We start from the raw sequence: 13,026 nt of genomic DNA on the forward strand, positions 1-13,026 counted from the left end.
GGCTTATTCCTCGATCTTCACGCCGGCCTGCTTGACCACGGCGCGCCATCTGTCGGTTTCCTCGGCGATGTGCCGGCCAAAGGCTTCGGGCGTGCCGCCGGTGGCTTGCATGCCCAGCCCGGTGAAGTAGCTGCGCACCTCCGGATCGGCCAGCACGGCATTGATCTGCCGGTTCAGCAGCGCGATCACGTCTTGCGGCGTGCCGGCGGGCGCCATCACGCCCCACCAGGACGAGGCCGACAGCGGCACGCCCAGTTCAGTCAAGGTGGGCACGTCGGGCAACTCGGGGTTGCGCGTCTGCGCAGCGATGGCGACGGCCCGCAGGCGGCCGGCCTTGACCTGCGCGTACACCGGCGGCAGGTTGTCGAAGCTCATCTGGACCTGCCCGCCGATCAGCGCGGTGGCGGCTTCGCTGCTGCCCTTGTAGGGGATGTGGCGCAGCGCGATGCCGGTCTGGTGCGCGAACTGTTCACCCGCCAGGTGCGGGATGCTGCCCGTGCCCGCGGTGGCGAAGGTCAGGCCCTGCTGCTGCGCGGCGGCGCGTTTCAGGTCGTCCAGGCTGCGCCAGGGGCTGGCGGCCGGCAGCAGCAGGTAGACCGGCACGTCCGTGGCCCATACCACCGGCGCCAGGTTCTTCTTCACGTCATAGGGCAGCTTGGCGTACAGCACGCTGTTGGTCGCCAGGTTGGCGGTGCCCATCAGCAAGGTGTAGCCGTCGGGCGCGGCGCTGGCGACATAGGCGGTGCCGATCTGCGTGGCGCCGCCGGGCTTGTTTTCGACCACCACGGGCTGGCCCAGCAGGGGCGCCAGCTTGCGGGCGATCATGCGCGCCGCGGTGTCGGTGCCGCCGCCGGCCGCGTAGGGCACGATCAGGCGCACCGGCTTGTCGGGATAGGCGGCGGCCTGCGCCGCGCCGGCCGCGCCCAGCAGGGCGACCGCGCACAGCGCGCGCAGCGTACGGAGCAAGGGTTGCATGGCGCTCTCCCGGCGGGCTTATTGGATGCGGGTGCCGGTGGATTGCACCAGCTTGGCCCACCAGGCGGTTTCGTCCGCGATCTGCTTGGCGAACTCCGCCGGCGAGCTGGCCAGGGGTTCGGCGCCCAGCTCCTGGAAGCGGGCGCGCAGCTGCGGGTCCTGCAAAGCCTTGACCACGGCCGCGTGCAGTCGTTCGATGATGGCCGGGTCGGTGCCGGCCGGCGCCATCAGGCCTTTCCAGGCCATCACCACAAAGCCCTTCTGCCCGGCCTCGTCGAAGGTGGGGATGTCGGGCGCGGCGGTGGCGCGCTGGTCGCTGGGCACGGCCAGCGCGCGCAGCCCGCCCGCCTTGACCTGCGGCAGCAGCGCCGGCATGTTGTCGATCATGAAATCGATGTGGCCGGCCACCAGGTCCGTGATGGCCGGGCCGGTGCCCTTGTAGGGCACGTGTTCGGCCTGGATGCCGGTCTGCTGCTTGAGCAGTTCGCCGGCCAGCAGCGCGGGCGAACCGTTGCCGGGCGAGCCGAAGGACAGCTTGCCAGGGTTGTTGCGCGCGTACTGCAGGAACTCCTGCAGCGTCTTCACCGGCATGGACTTGGTCACCACCATCAGGTTGTGCTCGCGTTCCAGGCAGCTGATGGGCGCCAGGTCCTTGGCCGGGTTGAACGGCATGTTGGCGTACAGACTGGGGTTGATGACGGTGGGCCCCGCCGCCGCCAGCAGCAGCGTGTAGCCGTCGGGCGCGGCGCGCGCCACGAAGTCGCCGCCGATATTGCCGCCGGCGCCGGGCTTGTTCTCCACGATGACCGGCTGGCCCAGGATGGGATGCAGGGCCTCGGCCAGCAGACGTCCCAGGATGTCGGTCGAGCCGCCGGGCGCGAACGGCACGATCAGCCTCACTGGCTTGTCGGGATAGGCCGCGGCGGCCTGGGGCGGCAGCGCCGCGCAGGCGAGGGCGGCGGCGACGGCGCCGATCCACTTCGGCAGGTGCTTGTGCAGCATGATGGAGGTCTCCTTTGGTATGGCGGGCCGGAGGCTTCTTGTGGCCGCGGTCCCTGTGTGCCCTAGCGGCCGGGCGTGTAGCCCGCCTGGCTCAGCGTGTGGCGGGCAATGGTCAGTTGATGGATCTGGCTGGTGCCTTCGTACAGGCGGAACAGGCGCACGTCGCGGTAGAAGCGCTCGATGCCGTGGTCGGCGATGTAGCCGTAGCCGCCATGCATCTGCACGCAGCGGTCGGCGACGCGGCCGCACATCTCCGACGCGAAGTACTTGCAGATCGACGCGTTCAGCGTCACGTCCACGCCGGCGTCGCGTTCGCGCGCGGTTTGCAGCACCAGCGCGCGGGCGGCCTGGATCTCGGTCTGGCAGTCCGCCAGCATGGCCTGGATCAGCTGGAAGTCCATCAGCGGCTTGCCGAACTGCTGGCGTTCGGCCACGAAGCGCAGCGTGTCGTCCAGCATGCGGATGGCCGGGCCTATGCATAGCGCGGCCAGATGGATGCGCTGCTTGTTCAGCACCTTCATCGCGGTCTTGAAGCCCATGCCTTCCTGGCCGCCGATGATGTTGGCCGCCGGCACGCGGCAGTCCTGGAAGTGCACGGCGGACACGGGCGATCCGGCCTGGCCCATCTTGTCGTAGGGCTGTCCGGTGGACAGGCCCGGCGTGCCGCGTTCCACGATGAAGGCGGTGATGCCCTTGGCGCCTGCCGCCTGCGCATCGGTGCGCGCCATGACGGTGAACAGGCCCGCCAGCGGGGCGTTGGTGATGAAGCACTTCTCGCCGTTCAGCACGTAGTGGTCGCCGTCGCGCACGGCGGTGGTGCGCAGGGCGGTGGCGTCGGAGCCTGCTTGCGGTTCGGTCAGGGCAAAGCAGCCGGTCAGTTCGCCCGACGCCAGCAATGGCAGATAACGGGCCTTCTGCGCCTCGGTGCCGTCGGCCACCAGCGCCTCGGAACCGATGCCGGTGTTGGTGCCGACGCGGGCGCGGAACGCCACCGAGCATTGCGACAGTTCCATCGCGGCCAGGATCAGTTCCTCGGTCGTCATGCCGGCGCCGCCGTACTGCTCGGGGATGGAGTAGCCGAACAGTCCCTGGGCCGCCATGCCGGCGACCAGGTCCTGCGGCACCTCGTCCAGGCGGGCGACCTCGGCTTCGCGCGGCGCCAATTGCTCGCGCACGTAGCGGCGCAGCGAATCGAGGAATTGCGGGAAACCTTCGGGGTCCCTGATCATGGCTAGTCTCCGTTTCATCATGGGCGCTGATGCCTGCCGCGCCGTGTTGAATCCAGGCTAGCAAAAGGCCGCGGGATTTGAGACAAGTGTTTCGATATCTTGAATGCCTGCCGAGCTGCCGCTGCTCTATGATCGGCAGGAACGGAGCGCATTCCGCGCGCGCCGCGCCCAGGACTTCCGCCATGACCACCAGCCCCGGCCAGCGCCATGCCGACCCCGCCTTCGCCACCACGCTGGCGCATGGACTGTCGGTGCTGCAGGCCTTCAGGCATGGCGAACCCGCGCTCAGCAACCGCGAACTGGCGGACCGCACCGGCCTGTCCAAGGCCACGATTTCACGCCTGACCACCACGCTGATGCAGCGCGGCCTGCTGCGCTATGACAGCGGCCTGCGCCGCTACCGCCTGGGCACGGCTGTCCTGTCGCTGAGCTATCCGCTGCTGGCCAGCATCAAGGTGCGGCAGCTGGCGCGCCCGCTGATGAAGCGGCTGGCCGACGCGGCAGGCGGATCGGCTTCGCTGGGCATGCATCACGGCTTGAACATGGTCTATGTGGAAACCTGCCGCGGCCACGATGCCGTGTCGTTCCGGCCTGACATTGGCGCCTTGCTGCCGCTGCTGCCGTCGGCAATGGGCCGCGCCTGGCTGGCGCAGGCGCCGGCCGAAGAGGCGGAGCCGTTGCTGGCGGCGCTGCGGCGCCAGGAGCTGGCCGTGTGGCGCCGCCATGCGCCGGACTGGGAGCAGGCGCGGCGCGACTATGCGGAGCACGGCTATTGCGTGGGGCAGGGCGACTGGCATTCGGACGTGCACGCGGTGGCGGTGCCCATGTGCACGCGCGTCGATGGCCAGGCGCTGGTGTTCAATTGCGGCGTGCCGGTGACGCGGCTGCGTCCGGGCGACCTGCGCGGCCGCATCGCGCCGCGCCTGCTGACGCTGGTGGCGCGAGTGGAAAAACTGCTGGAGCGCCAGAATGAAGCATGAGCAGGACCGCGAATTCACCACCACGCTGGCGCGCGGCATCGATATCCTGGCCTGCTTTCGCGCCGACCGGCCGGTACTGGCCAACAAGGACTTCGCGCAGCAGACCGGCCTGTCGCGCAGCGCGGTGGCGCGCCTGACCCACACGCTGGTCGAGCTGGGCTTTCTGCAGCGCGAGGGCGAGCCCGCGCGCTACCGGCTGGGCGCGTCGGTGCTGGCGCTGAGCTATCCCTTGCTGGCCAGCATGCAGATCCGGCAACTGGCGCGGCCGCTGATGAAGCAGCTGGCCGACCACGCCCGCGGCGCGGTGTCGCTGGTGGTGCGCGACCGCTTGCAGATGGTGTACGTGGAAACGGCGCGCTCCAACGAGGCCCTGCAGACCCGGCCCGATATCGGCGCCGCGCTGCCGCTCCTGTCCAGCGCCGCCGGCAAGGCGTGGCTGGCGCGGGTGCCGGACGAAGAGCGGGCCGCCGTGCTGAACCAGTTGCGCGTGGCCGACGCCCGCCACTACGAGGCGCACATCCCCAATCTGGCGGCGGCGCGCCGCGACCTGGAGCGCAAGGGCTATTGCGGCAACAACCTGGAGTGGCGGCCGGACGCCTACGGCTTTGCCGCGCCGCTGGGGCGGCCCTACCAATCGCTGCTCTACGTCTTCAATTGCGGCGTGCCCTCGGGCGACGGTCCCTACCGCGAGCGGGCGGCCGACATCGGGCCGCGGCTGGTGGCCCTGGCGCGGGAGACGGAGCGGCTGCTGGGGCTGGCCTAGCCTCCTGCCCGGCGGTTACGCCCTTGGGGGCGCCCGCCATCGGCGTCGAAGACCTGGTCTGCCTCCGGAATTAATGACTACAGGTCAAAAGTGTTTCGCTGTTTCCTGGCTTTTTCTGCAAGGATGGCAGCGGCATACTGGGCGCCTGCTTTCCGATCGGGCCTTTCCGCAGCCCCGGCCATCCAGGCCGGTCCGCTCCCCAGTCTCCCCGGCCGGCGCAATCGAACCCAAGGAAACCCATATGCATCCCCAGGACTCCCAGCCGGCCAAGGCCGGCCTGCCATTGCTGGCGCTCGCCGTCGGTGCCTTCGGCATCGGCGTGACCGAGTTTTCTCCCATGGGCCTGTTGCCCGTCATCGCCGAAGGGGTGGACGTGTCCATTCCCAGCGCCGGCATGTTGATCAGCGCCTACGCCATCGGCGTGATGGCGGGCGCGCCGCTGATGACGCTGGCCCTGTCGCGCTGGTCGCGCCGCAACGCGCTGCTGGTGCTGATGGCGATCTTCACGCTGGGCAACGTGCTGTCCGCCTTGTCGCCCAACTACACGACCCTGCTGCTGGCGCGGCTGGTCACCAGCCTGAACCACGGCGCCTTCTTCGGCCTGGGTTCGCTGGTGGCGGCCAGCGTGGTGCCACGCCACAAGCAGGCCAGCGCCGTGGCCACCATGTTCCTGGGGCTGACCATCGCCAACGTCGGCGGCGTGCCGGCCGCGACCTGGCTGGGGCAGGCCATAGGCTGGCGCATGTCGTTCGCCGCAACCTCGGTGCTGGGCCTGATCGCGATGCTGTCGCTATGGTTCGCGCTGCCGGCCGGCGAGGCCGGGCGCCGTCCCGACATCCGCCGCGAGCTGGCCGTACTGAAGAGTCCGGTGGTGCTGGTGGCCTTGTTGACCACGGTGCTGGGTGCGGGCGCGATGTTCACGCTCTACACCTACGTGGCGCCGACCCTGGCCGAGCTGACCGGCGCATCGCCCAACTTCGTCACGGCCATGCTGGTGCTGATCGGCGTCGGCTTCACCATCGGCAATACGGCGGGCGGGCGCTTTGCCGACCGTTCGCTGGACGGCAGCCTGATCGCCTTCCTGGTGCTGATCATCGTCGACCTGCTGGCTTTCCCGTGGCTGGCCGCCACGCAGACCGGCGCGGCCATCGCGCTGCTGATCTTCGGTTTTGGCACCTTCGCCGTGGTGCCGCCGCTGCAGATGCGGGTGATGCGCGCGGCGACCGATGCGCCCGGTTTGGCCTCGTCGGTGAACGTGGGCGCCTTCAACCTGGGCAACGCGCTGGGCGCGGCGGCCGGTGGCGCGGTGATCTCGGCGGGCATGGGCTACGCCGCCGTGCCCGTGGCCGGCGCCATCATCGCCGCGGCGGGGCTGGGCCTGGTGCTGTGGCAGCGCGCCAGCAACCAGCGCCAGCGCAAGCTGGCGATGCAGGGCTGCTGAAGCTCGCCGTGCGATAAGAAAAAAGGGCGCCCGCACAGGCGCCCTTTTGCATGCGGGAAGCCAAAGCGCTCAGGCCTCGATCCGCTCCACCTTGCCCACCAGCAGGATGTACGACAGCGCGCCCAGCAAGGCCAGCGACGATACGTACACGATGGCGGGCGCGAAGCTCTCCTTCGTCACCAGGAAGCCGATCACGATGGGCGTGCAGATCGACGACAGATTGCCGACGAAGTTGAACACGCCGCCAGTCAGCCCCAGGAGGCGCACCGGGGCCAGCGTCGACACCAGCGACCAGGTGATCGAGGCCAGGCCGTTGCCGAAGAACGCCACCGCCAGGAAGAAGATCACCCAGGGCGTGGAGTCGGTGAAGTTGGCGCCGATCATAGACGTGGAGATCAAGAGGCCCAGGATGATGGGCAGCTTGCGCGCCAGGCCCACGGTGGCGCCGCGGCGGATCAGGAAGTCGGACAGCACGCCCGAGCACAGCACGCCGATGAAGGCCGCCAGGAAGGGCACCGACGCCAGGAAGCCGGACTTGATGAAGTCCATGCCGCGGTACTTGACCAGATAGGTGGGGAACCAGGTCAGGAAGAACCACAGCGTGGAGGTCAGGCAGAACTGGCCCAGGTACACGCCCCACAGCTTGCGCTTGCTCATGACCAGGCCCAGGTCGTTCCAGTTGAACGGGGCCTTCTTTTCCTTGACGCTGCGGTCCAGGTCGACCACGCCGCCGCCTTGCTGGATCAGCTCGATCTCCGCCGCGTTCGCACCCTTGAACTGGCGCGGCTCGCGGTAGATCATGAACCACAGCACGCCCCACACGATGCCCAGCAGGCCGGTGCTGACGAACACCATGTGCCAGCCGTAGTGGTGCTGCAGCCACGCCAGCACCGGCGTCAGGAACGCCAGGCCGACGAACTGGCCCGAGGTATAGAAGCCGATGGCGGTGGCGCGTTCGCGTTCCGGGAACCAGGTGGTGACGACGCGGTTGTTGATCGGATAGGCCGGGGCTTCCAGCGCGCCCACGGCCAGGCGCAGCACGAACAGGATGACGAAGCTGCCGGCGAAGCCCATGAAGAACGTGGCTGCCGACCACAGGATCAGCGCGGCCGCGTACAGCACGCGCGGCGACACGCGATCCACCAGCCAGCCGCCGGGGATCTGCATGGCGGCGTAGGTCCAGCCGAAGGCCGACAGGATCAGGCCTTCATGCACGGTGTCCAGGCCGAACTCGTCCTTGAGCGCGGGTGCTGCGATCGACAGGTTGCTGCGGTCCAGGTAATTGATGACGACGGTGATGAACAGCATCACCATGATGAGGTACCGGCTGCGCGTGGGGCGCTGGGCGCCCTGCAGGCCGGCGTGGGTGGCTGTAGACAAGGGATGTCTCCTCTTTCTCTTTATCTGTCGGCGGATTGCTGTCGGCTTACCATTCGGCGAAGCTGCCGTCGGCGTGGCGCCAGACCGGGTTGCGCCAGCGGTGGCCCACGGCGGCGCGTTCCTTCACGTATTCCTCGTTGACCTCGATGCCCAGGCCGGGGCCTTGCGGAATCGCGACCATGCCGTCTTCATAGGCGAAGACTTCGCGGTTGCTGACGTAGTCCAGCAGGTCGTTGGCGGCGTTGTAGTGGATGCCCAGGCTCTGTTCCTGGATGAAGGCGTTGTAGCAACCGGCGTCGATCTGCAGGCAGGTGGCCAGCGCGATCGGACCCAGCGGGCAGTGCAGCGCCAGCGCCACGTCGTAGGCTTCGGCCATGGCCGCGATCTTGCGGGTTTCGGTGATGCCGCCGGCGTGCGAGGGATCGGGCTGGATGATGTCCACATAGCCTTCGGACAGCACGCGCTTGAAGTCCCAGCGCGAGAACAGGCGTTCGCCCAGCGCGATCGGGGTGGAGGTCAGAGGGGCCAGCTCCTTCAGCGCTTCATAGTGCTCGCTCAGCACCGGCTCTTCGATGAACATGAGCTTGAACGGGTCCAGCTCCTTCATCAGCACCTTGGCCATGGGCTTGTGCACGCGGCCGTGGAAGTCCACGCCTATGCCGACGTTGGGGCCGACCGCGTCGCGCACGGCGGCCACGTTCTCCAGGCACTTCTCGACCTTGTCGAAGGAATCGATGTACTGCAGCTCTTCGGTGCCGTTCATCTTCACGGCGGTGAAGCCGCGCTCCACGGCGCTCTTGGCGGCCGCGGCGGTGTCGGCCGGGCGGTCGCCGCCGATCCACGAATACACGCGGATGCGGTCGCGCACGTTGCCGCCCAGCAGCTGCGACACCGGCACGCCCAGGTGCTTGCCCTTGATGTCCCACAGGGCCTGGTCGATGCCGGCCAGCGCGCTCATGTGGATGGCGCCGCCGCGGTAGAAGCCGCCGCGGTATAGCACGGTCCAGTGGTCTTCGATGTTGCGCGGGTCCTTGCCGATCAGGTAGTCGGACAGTTCCTCGACGGCGGCGGCGACCGAATGCGCGCGGCCTTCGACGACGGGCTCGCCCCAGCCGACAATGCCGGCGTCGGTTTCAATCTTCAGGAAGCACCACCGCGGCGGCACGATGTAGGTGGTGAGCTTGGTGATCTTCATGCTTGGGTCTCCTGGGCGGGATAGGCGCGTTGCCAGGCCGCGATGAATGCGCGCGCGTTCTGGCCGACTTGGGCGGCCGACAGGCCGGGTTTGTACAAGGCGGAGCCCAGGCCGAAGCCGCTGGCGCCCGCCTGGGCGTAAATGGCGATGTTGTCGGGCGTGATGCCGCCCACGGGCGCCAGCGCGATCGGCGGGCGCAGCACGGCGCGCCAGGCCTTCAGCACGGCGGGGCCGAGCTGCTCGGCCGGGAACATCTTCAGCACGTCGGCGCCGGCCGCCAGGGCGGCGAACGCCTCGGTGGGCGTGGCCACGCCGGGGCAGGAGGCCATGCCCAGTTCCTTGGCGCGGCGGATCACGGCGGGGTCGCTGTGCGGCATGACGATGAGTTCGCCGCCCGCCTGCTGGATGCGGGCGCAGTCGTCGGGGTTCAGCACGGTGCCCGCGCCGATCAGGCAATCGGTGGGCAGGGCCGCGCGCATGGCGCGGATGCTGTCCAGCGGGTCGGGCGAATTCAGCGGCACTTCGATCAGGCGGAAGCCCGCCGCGTAGAGTTCCTGCCCGATGGCTTCGGACTCGGCGGGGGTGATGCCGCGCAGGATGGCGATCAGGCCGCAGTGGGCCATGGCGGTTTGGAGGCCGGGATGGTTCATGTTCGATTCCTAAGCCGTGGTGGAAGGGGCGACCAGCCCGGCACAGACGGCCAGGTGCCAGAGGCCGCGCTCGGTGGCGTTCTGCGCCTGCTCGGGCGTGCCCAGGCCGTAGTGCTGCATGGCCTGGATGTAGCGCTGGCACAGCGCGGCGTCGCCGCAAAGCACGATGCGGGGCAGTTCGCCCTGCTGTTGCAGCATCTCGGCCAGCGCCGCGATCTCATGGCCGATGAGCAGGCCCGACAGGTAGTCGGCCTGCGATTCGGGCGCGAGTTCGCCGGTCAGGCCGAGCGCGCGCGTGCTGAAGATGGTGGACAGCACGCCGGCGCGGCCGGCGGGAGCGCCGGCCACCTTCAGGCCGCGCTCGAAGGCGGCCATGTCGGCGCTGGCGGCGTCGGCCATGGTCCGGCCCAGGATGGTGTGGCCACGCAGCGCGGCGTAGACCTCGCCGGTCATGAAGGTGTCGAAGTGCGTGACGCGGCCGCGGCGGGCGTTGACCCATTTCGAATGCGTGCCGGGCAGGCCGATCAGGACGCTGTCGGCGCTGCGGGCTGCCGGGTCCGCCATCACGCCGACGACCTGGGTCTCTTCGCCGCGCATGACGTTGGGCAGGCCGTGGCGCTGGATCAGGCCGGGCACGATGTGCACCGGCTGCGCGCCGCCGCGTTCGACCACGGTCAGCAGCGTGCCGATGCGTTGCAGGTCGACCGGCACGTCCAGGTAGGCGGCTTCCTGCCAGCCCTGGGCGCTGCCGACCATGCCGCAGGCGATCACCGGCAGGGCCGGCTCGGCCCGCAGCCAGTCGCCGCAAGCCTGTTCGAAGGCCAGCTCGAAGCCCGACAGCGTCGTGGTGGCGGCGCCGTCCTGCAGCGGCTGCGGCAGGCGCATGATGCCCCAGGGCAGATGGCGCGTATCCAGCGTGCGGCCGGCGGCGTCCAGCCGGTAGGCGCGCAGCGAGGAGGTGCCCCAATCCAGCGCGATGAGCGCCGCGCGGGCGGGAGATCCGGTAGTCATGAATCTGTCTCGTCTCTGGCGGCCAGTCCGGCTGCCGCTGTGCGCCGGGGGGCGGCGCGGGGCAGGGGGACTGGCAAGCCTTGTTGTCTGAAGCCCGCGAGGCGCGTAGGCGCGCGTAGCGGGCGATGGGAAAAATTCTAGATCAGCGCTTGAAAAATCTCAAAATATAGAATTAAATCCCACATACAGGGAATAATGAGACGAGCGACGGTTGCCGCGCCATGCTTTGAATTTCCTGAGGAATCGCGCGGAAAGTCCGCCTTTTCCCGGCATCCCGCCGCGATTGCGGCGGTTATGCTTGCATTCGTTCTCTTGTTGCCTGGCTCCGTTTTCATGACCCGTTCGCAGATTTCCGACCGTACCCCCACCCTGGATCCCGATGGCGCCGCACCCGCAGGCACGCAGACCTTGATGCGCGGCCTGGCCGTGGTGCAGGCCGTGTCCGGCGGCGCGCGCGACCTGAAGGAGATCTGCGCGCGCATCGGCGTGGCGCGCAGCACCACGCACCGGCTGGCCAGCTGCCTGGTGCAGGAACGCTATCTGCGGTCCCTGCCTGGCGTGGGGTATGTGCTGGGGCCCAAGCTGATCGAGCTGGGCTTTCAGGCGCGCGAGGCCTTTCCGATGGCGACGCTGGCGCGTCCCTACCTGGACAGCCTGGCGGAGCAGACGGGCGACACCATCCACCTGGCCGTGCGCGACAACGACGAGGTCCTGTACCTGGAAAAGATCCCCGGCAAGAAGGGGCTGGAAATGCGCTCGCGCGTGGGGCATCGCATGCCGCTGGCCGCCACGGGCGTGGGCAAGGCGCTGCTGCTGGATACCGAAGAGCCGCAATGGAAGGCGCTGTACCGCGTGGGCGCGCCGGTGTCGTCTCGCGCGGGCGGCGGCAGCCCGACCTGGGAGGCCTTCCGCGACCGCATGCGCGACTACGCCGCCCATGGCTATGCCTTCGACCTCGAAGACAACGAACCGTCGATCCGCTGCGTGGCGGCGCCGGTGCGCGACGCCTCCAGCGGCATCGTGGCCGCGATCAGCGTGTCCAGCACGGTGCCCTACATGTCGCTGGAACGCATGCGCGACATGGTCGCCGTGGTGCAGGGCGCCGCGGCGGGGATTTCAGCGGAATTGGGCTGGAAGGTGGACCGCGGCTGAGGCCGCGGTCCCGCGTTTTATTCCAGCGGCAGCGTCAGCACGCCCTGCGGGGCGGGACGCATCATGACGCGGCGGTACCAGGCCGACAGGGCCGGCGTATCGGGACGTTCGATCGGCAGGGCCAGCCAGCGATGCGCGGAACAGACCAGGGCGATGTCGCCCATGCTGAGGTGGCGGCCGGCGATGAACTCGCGGCCCTGCAGGGCCTGGTCCAGGATCTGGGCGCGCGCGTTCGAGCGCTTGACCGAATTCTCGATGGCGGCCAGGTCGCGCTTGTCCTCGGGCGTGCGGATCAGGCCCAGGAAGGCCGGGCCCATGGCGCCCTGCCATTCGGTGGCCTGCCAGTCCATCCAGCGGTCGGCGTCGGCGCGCATGCACACGTCTTCCGGCCACAGGCTGCCAACGCCGTAGCGCGCGGCCAGATAGCGCACGATGGCGTTCGATTCCCACAGCACGAAGCCGCCGTCGTCGATGACGGGCACCGTGCGGTTGGGGTTGAGCTTGGCGAACTCCGGCGTGCCGACCACGCCGAACGGGCCGCCTGCCTGGATGAAGGAATGCGGCAGGGCCAGCTCGCGCACCGCCAGCATGACTTTCTGAACGTTGACGGACGTCAGGCGTCCCCAGATCTTCAACATAACCAGTCCTTGTAGTGTCAGACGGGCGGCAACTGCCGCCGCGCAAAGTCGCTGTCGCGCGAGAAGCGCGTCCAGTTGAAAGCGGGTCCGGGATCGGTCTTGCGGCCCGGGGCGATGTGTTCATGGCCCCAGGCGGCCGCCAGCGGATGGCGCGCGCGCAGGGCCGGCGTCAGCTTGCGCAGCGCCAGATACTGCTCTTCGGCATAGGGCAAGGTATCCGTGCCTTCCAGCTCGACGCCGATGGAAAAGTCATTGCAGCGTTCGCGCCCCGCGTAGCGCGAAACGCCGGCATGCCAGGCGCGCTCGTCGGTCGATACGAACTGGATGATGCTGCCGTCGCGGCGGATGAAGAAATGCGCCGACACGCGCAGGCCGCGCAGCCGTTCCAGCCAGGGATGCGAACCGTAGTCCAGCGTGTTCAGGAACAGCCCCGCGACTTCAGGACCGCCGAATTGCCCTGGCGGCAGGCTGATGTTGTGCAGCACCAGCAGCGACACTTGCGCGCCGGCGGGGCGCGCGTCGCGGTTGGGAGAGGGCATGAGCGTGACACCCGGGGCCGGCGCCAGCCAGCCATGACGATCCAGAAGCAAGGCCATGGGAAGAGAGCATG

Annotated in this window: 13 protein-coding genes; 4 read left to right on the forward strand and 9 right to left on the reverse strand. The window is 68.9% G+C overall.

The window, feature by feature from the left end; all coding sequences use genetic code 11:
• Window positions 1-3 precede the first annotated feature (3 nt).
• The 3 genes from HWY37_RS02130 to HWY37_RS02140 all read right to left on the reverse strand — a co-directional run bounded on the left by HWY37_RS02130 (window position 4) and on the right by HWY37_RS02140 (window position 3,206).
• On the reverse strand, window positions 4-975 hold the full coding sequence (locus HWY37_RS02130) for a Bug family tripartite tricarboxylate transporter substrate binding protein (RefSeq protein WP_176087770.1): 972 nt from the start codon (window positions 973-975) through the stop codon (window positions 4-6).
• Window positions 976-993: 18 nt separating this feature from the next.
• Entirely contained in the window at window positions 994-1,977 is a 984-nt protein-coding gene (locus HWY37_RS02135) for a Bug family tripartite tricarboxylate transporter substrate binding protein (RefSeq protein ID WP_176087771.1), read from the reverse strand.
• Between the two features lie 62 nt (window positions 1,978-2,039).
• The gene (locus HWY37_RS02140; protein ID WP_175207116.1) at window positions 2,040-3,206 is read right to left on the reverse strand and encodes an acyl-CoA dehydrogenase family protein; all 1,167 of its coding nucleotides are present in this window, start codon (window positions 3,204-3,206) and stop codon (window positions 2,040-2,042) included.
• Window positions 3,207-3,388: 182 nt separating this feature from the next.
• On the opposite strand from HWY37_RS02140, the gene HWY37_RS02145 reads away from it, so the two are divergent.
• The 3 genes from HWY37_RS02145 (at window position 3,389) to HWY37_RS02155 (ending at window position 6,390) form a co-directional block, all read left to right on the forward strand.
• Window positions 3,389-4,186 carry an IclR family transcriptional regulator gene (locus HWY37_RS02145; protein WP_175207115.1) on the forward strand — a complete coding sequence of 266 codons (798 nt, stop codon included), beginning with the start codon at window positions 3,389-3,391 and terminating at the stop codon, window positions 4,184-4,186.
• A complete protein-coding gene (locus HWY37_RS02150; RefSeq protein WP_175207114.1) occupies window positions 4,176-4,949 on the forward strand; it encodes an IclR family transcriptional regulator in 774 nt (257 codons plus the stop codon). The genes HWY37_RS02145 and HWY37_RS02150 overlap by 11 nt, the downstream gene beginning before the upstream one ends.
• Window positions 4,950-5,190: 241 nt before the next feature.
• On the forward strand, window positions 5,191-6,390 hold the full coding sequence (locus tag HWY37_RS02155; protein WP_176087772.1) for an MFS transporter: 1,200 nt from the start codon (window positions 5,191-5,193) through the stop codon (window positions 6,388-6,390).
• A gap of 69 nt (window positions 6,391-6,459) precedes the next feature.
• Here HWY37_RS02155 and HWY37_RS02160 read toward each other — a convergent pair whose 3' ends face one another.
• From HWY37_RS02160 to HWY37_RS02175, 4 genes are read right to left on the reverse strand one after another with little or no spacing between them, the layout of a single operon-like run.
• Window positions 6,460-7,770, reverse strand: coding sequence for an MFS transporter (locus HWY37_RS02160; protein WP_175207112.1), 1,311 nt, complete (start codon window positions 7,768-7,770; stop codon window positions 6,460-6,462).
• A gap of 46 nt (window positions 7,771-7,816) precedes the next feature.
• Window positions 7,817-8,965: a galactonate dehydratase gene (gene dgoD / locus HWY37_RS02165; RefSeq protein ID WP_175191762.1), complete on the reverse strand. Its 1,149-nt coding sequence runs from the start codon at window positions 8,963-8,965 to the stop codon at window positions 7,817-7,819.
• Entirely contained in the window at window positions 8,962-9,615 is a 654-nt protein-coding gene (locus HWY37_RS02170; RefSeq protein WP_176087773.1) for a 2-dehydro-3-deoxy-6-phosphogalactonate aldolase, read from the reverse strand. Before HWY37_RS02170 ends, dgoD begins: the two co-directional genes overlap by 4 nt.
• A 9-nt stretch (window positions 9,616-9,624) precedes the next feature.
• Complete coding sequence (locus tag HWY37_RS02175) at window positions 9,625-10,626, reverse strand: 2-dehydro-3-deoxygalactonokinase (RefSeq protein ID WP_176087774.1); 1,002 nt, start codon at window positions 10,624-10,626, stop codon at window positions 9,625-9,627.
• Between the two features lie 333 nt (window positions 10,627-10,959).
• Here HWY37_RS02175 and HWY37_RS02180 point away from each other — a divergent pair, with 333 nt between their 5' ends.
• Entirely contained in the window at window positions 10,960-11,778 is an 819-nt protein-coding gene (locus HWY37_RS02180) for an IclR family transcriptional regulator (protein ID WP_175207109.1), read from the forward strand.
• Between the two features lie 17 nt (window positions 11,779-11,795).
• On the opposite strand, the gene HWY37_RS02185 is transcribed toward HWY37_RS02180, so the two are convergent.
• Both HWY37_RS02185 and ampD read right to left on the reverse strand, forming a co-directional pair.
• Window positions 11,796-12,416, reverse strand: a complete 621-nt coding sequence (locus tag HWY37_RS02185) for a glutathione S-transferase family protein (protein WP_175207108.1) — start codon at window positions 12,414-12,416, stop codon at window positions 11,796-11,798.
• A 17-nt stretch (window positions 12,417-12,433) separates the two neighbouring features.
• A complete protein-coding gene (ampD, locus tag HWY37_RS02190; RefSeq protein ID WP_176087775.1) occupies window positions 12,434-13,012 on the reverse strand; it encodes a 1,6-anhydro-N-acetylmuramyl-L-alanine amidase AmpD in 579 nt (192 codons plus the stop codon).
• Window positions 13,013-13,026: the final 14 nt, after the last annotated feature.

This window comes from Achromobacter anxifer (assembly GCF_903652925.1).
Classification (GTDB): domain Bacteria; phylum Pseudomonadota; class Gammaproteobacteria; order Burkholderiales; family Burkholderiaceae_B; genus Achromobacter; species Achromobacter anxifer.

Coding starts and splice junctions, on each gene's coding strand:
- HWY37_RS02130 (WP_176087770.1), bottom strand. CDS start 975: ATGCAACCCTTGCTCCGTACGCTGCGCGCGCTGTGCGCGGTCGCCCTG.
- HWY37_RS02135 (WP_176087771.1), bottom strand. CDS start 1,977: ATGCTGCACAAGCACCTGCCGAAGTGGATCGGCGCCGTCGCCGCCGCC.
- HWY37_RS02140 (WP_175207116.1), bottom strand. CDS start 3,206: ATGATCAGGGACCCCGAAGGTTTCCCGCAATTCCTCGATTCGCTGCGC.
- HWY37_RS02145 (WP_175207115.1), top strand. CDS start 3,389: ATGACCACCAGCCCCGGCCAGCGCCATGCCGACCCCGCCTTCGCCACC.
- HWY37_RS02150 (WP_175207114.1), top strand. CDS start 4,176: ATGAAGCATGAGCAGGACCGCGAATTCACCACCACGCTGGCGCGCGGC.
- HWY37_RS02155 (WP_176087772.1), top strand. CDS start 5,191: ATGCATCCCCAGGACTCCCAGCCGGCCAAGGCCGGCCTGCCATTGCTG.
- dgoD (WP_175191762.1), bottom strand. CDS start 8,965: ATGAAGATCACCAAGCTCACCACCTACATCGTGCCGCCGCGGTGGTGC.
- HWY37_RS02170 (WP_176087773.1), bottom strand. CDS start 9,615: ATGAACCATCCCGGCCTCCAAACCGCCATGGCCCACTGCGGCCTGATC.
- HWY37_RS02175 (WP_176087774.1), bottom strand. CDS start 10,626: ATGACTACCGGATCTCCCGCCCGCGCGGCGCTCATCGCGCTGGATTGG.
- HWY37_RS02180 (WP_175207109.1), top strand. CDS start 10,960: ATGACCCGTTCGCAGATTTCCGACCGTACCCCCACCCTGGATCCCGAT.
- HWY37_RS02185 (WP_175207108.1), bottom strand. CDS start 12,416: ATGTTGAAGATCTGGGGACGCCTGACGTCCGTCAACGTTCAGAAAGTC.
- ampD (WP_176087775.1), bottom strand. CDS start 13,012: ATGGCCTTGCTTCTGGATCGTCATGGCTGGCTGGCGCCGGCCCCGGGT.